This window comes from Paraburkholderia mimosarum LMG 23256 = NBRC 106338 (genome assembly GCF_000739815.1).
Classification (GTDB): Bacteria; Pseudomonadota; Gammaproteobacteria; order Burkholderiales; family Burkholderiaceae; genus Paraburkholderia; species Paraburkholderia mimosarum.
The window spans coordinates 1-2,485 of sequence record NZ_BBJJ01000235.1; the positions used below are offsets into that span (position 1 = coordinate 1).

Annotated in this window: 2 protein-coding genes and 2 pseudogenes; 2 read left to right on the forward strand and 2 right to left on the reverse strand. The window is 59.2% G+C overall.

The window, feature by feature from the left end; genetic code table 11:
- Both BMI01S_RS36945 and BMI01S_RS42320 read left to right on the forward strand, forming a co-directional pair.
- Positions 1–557 (forward strand): hypothetical protein (locus BMI01S_RS36945; RefSeq protein WP_063769766.1); only part of this gene is annotated, 557 nt, incomplete at its 5' end.
- Positions 558–794: 237 nt separating this feature from the next.
- A pseudogene (locus BMI01S_RS42320) lies at positions 795–926 on the forward strand (IS6 family transposase); the annotation flags it as partial.
- Between the two features lie 42 nt (positions 927–968).
- Here BMI01S_RS42320 and BMI01S_RS42510 read toward each other — a convergent pair.
- Positions 969–1,055, reverse strand: a pseudogene (locus BMI01S_RS42510) (IS6 family transposase); the annotation flags it as partial.
- Between the two features lie 280 nt (positions 1,056–1,335).
- Complete coding sequence (locus BMI01S_RS36950) at positions 1,336–2,355, reverse strand: IS110 family RNA-guided transposase (protein ID WP_028233087.1); 1,020 nt, start codon at positions 2,353–2,355, stop codon at positions 1,336–1,338.
- Positions 2,356–2,485 lie beyond the last annotated feature (130 nt).

The following is a 2,485-nucleotide window of genomic DNA, read 5'->3' on the forward strand; positions in this document are numbered from 1 at the left end:
GAAAGAAGGTCTACATGGGTGCCGATTCGGCAGCGGGCGGTTCGTACATTACGGTACGCGCCGACCCCAAGATTTATCGAGTGGGGCCGTTCCTGATCGGCTTTACTACGTCCTTTAGGATGGGGCAGCTTCTGGGCCATAACCTGACCGTCGCGCCGCGCCCTGAAGGTGCCGACGTGTTTGCCTTCATGTGCACAACCTTCGTTGAGGCGGTACGCGAGTGCTTTGCCCGCGGCGGATACGCGCGGAAGGAACACGAACGGGAATCGGCTGGCACTTTTCTGGTTGGTTACGAGGGGCGCGTCTTCCGGATTGACGGCGATTATCAGGTTGGTGAGAACGCCGTGAACTTCAATGCCTGTGGTAGCGGCGAACAGGCTGCGCTGGGCGCGCTGCATAGCACCGCCGGCATGCCGATGCTGCCCGAAATCAGACTTGAACGCGCGCTCGCCGCAGCGGCCGAATTTTCACTGGGAGTCCGTGGCCCGTTCCGGATAGAAGTGCTGGAAGGCCAGAGCGGTCCATGGTCGAACCAAGAAGAGGTACACGACCTGTGATCTACCAGCCCTCACTGACGACGAATGGACGGTGGTCGAGCAGCTCTTCCGCCCTCAGACAGTTGGCCTTGGCCATCCGCGCGTCCCCGGTCTGAACACCCGCCGCAAGACGCGATCGGCCACGGCCTCGATGCGACCGAAACCGCAAGAGCCCGTCCGCCTTCGCGGGCCGGATCGGCGGGTTCTGTTGCAGTAAGGCCCACGTTAAAATTGGGTAGCGAATTTTTGAGCTGAGCGATGAAGAAGACGAAGACACCGCGAACCACACTCGCGCCGGGCCTGGCCAAGGTCCTGAAGCGCCTTCACTACCCGCTTGAAGTGATTTTGCCGTGCGTGCGATGGTATGTGGCCTATTCGGTTCTGTTGCAGCAAGGGTGTCGGGACGAGAAATGTCGATATGGTAAGTATTGCTTATGACACAAGGGAGTAAAACTGCTGGGAAGCAGACGACGGGTCTTTGCCCGCACATTTCATCTGTCCTTTCCTGATCATGTGCATTTATATGAACGCCTCCCGTTTGCTAAGGCTTTCGTTTGTTGTGACGGGCAGGATGGGTTGCTGCTGTATATACGGCCTTGCTGCAGCCGGTACATACGCTGCGGGCCTCTATGAAATCCGCTGACTCGCACCTCATTGACCTCACGAGCTCAAGGCTCTTATGCACATTCAGGTTTAGCGAGTTCCGGTCCAACCTGTTCTGTCATCACATTCGATTGCCAGCGCAACCTTCGACGCGTCATCCTGTGTGAAGTTAGTCTTCTGCGTGAACGCTGGCTATTCAGACCGGCTTCGCGCTCACGTGCCCCATCTGATACGACCGCTCGTGGGCGAGGATTGCCCAGATTGTTCGTGCCATCTTGTTGGCCAGCGCGACGATTACCACGTTCGGTGGCCTGCGCTTGCTGATCTGCTCGACCCACGAGCTGGGCTCCTTCGCGTGATACAACACGCTACGGGCACCGTGTATCAACAGCGTGCGCAGATACGTGTCGCCGCGCCTGTTGATCCCCAGCAACGTCACCTTTCCGCCCGAGCCAGTCTGCTTTGGTACGAGACCGATCCAGGCTGCGAACTCGCGCCCCGACCGGAACGACTTCGCGTCGCCCATTGTCGCCACTGCGGCAGTCGCCGTCAGCACACCAACGCCGGGGATCGCGGTAATCGCTTTGACCGCCTTGTCCTCCAGCATCCACTGACGCAGCCGCCGTTCGATCACGGCGATCTGGTCATCGAGCTTCGTCAACCCGTTCCACTGCTCGCGCAATGTGTCGATCAACACCATCGGCAGTCGATCCGTTATGCCGGCAAGCACCGCCGGTATCGCCTTATCGAGCGCAGCCCGGCCCTTACCCATCACCTCGCCGTATTCGGCCAGCAGTCCGCGCAAGCTGTTGATCTGCATCGTACGAAACTTGACCAGTTGCTGGCGCATCCTGTGCAGCGCCAGCACCGCTTGCTGGGCTTCGCTTTTTACCGCCACGGCCTTGCCTGGCTGCTGCACGGCCAGCCAGATCGCCCGGGCGTCTGCTGCATCGCTCTTGTTGCGGATGTTGAATGCCTTGACGAACCCGGCCGGCATGAGCTTCACCTCGTGCCCCAGTTTCGTGAGTTGTCGTGCCCAATGCTGTGAACCACCGCAAGCTTCCATCCCGATCAGGCACGGCGCCCGGTTCACGAAGTGCTCGAGAAACTTGGCGCGCTTGATCTGCCGGTTCACAATCTCTCCAGTTTCCGCGTCCACGTAATGCACCTGAAACACGCGCTTGGCAATGTCGATCCCAACTGGCGTAAGCTTCATTTCGGATCCCTCCGGTTTTGCCTGTGAAGACCTGCATGATCTTCCATATTGGCACGGTGATGCCGTCGGCCCGTGAAGGGTCCATCCTCATCCTTAGTTCCACCGTTCACGGTTGGGAGGCGTTCATTCC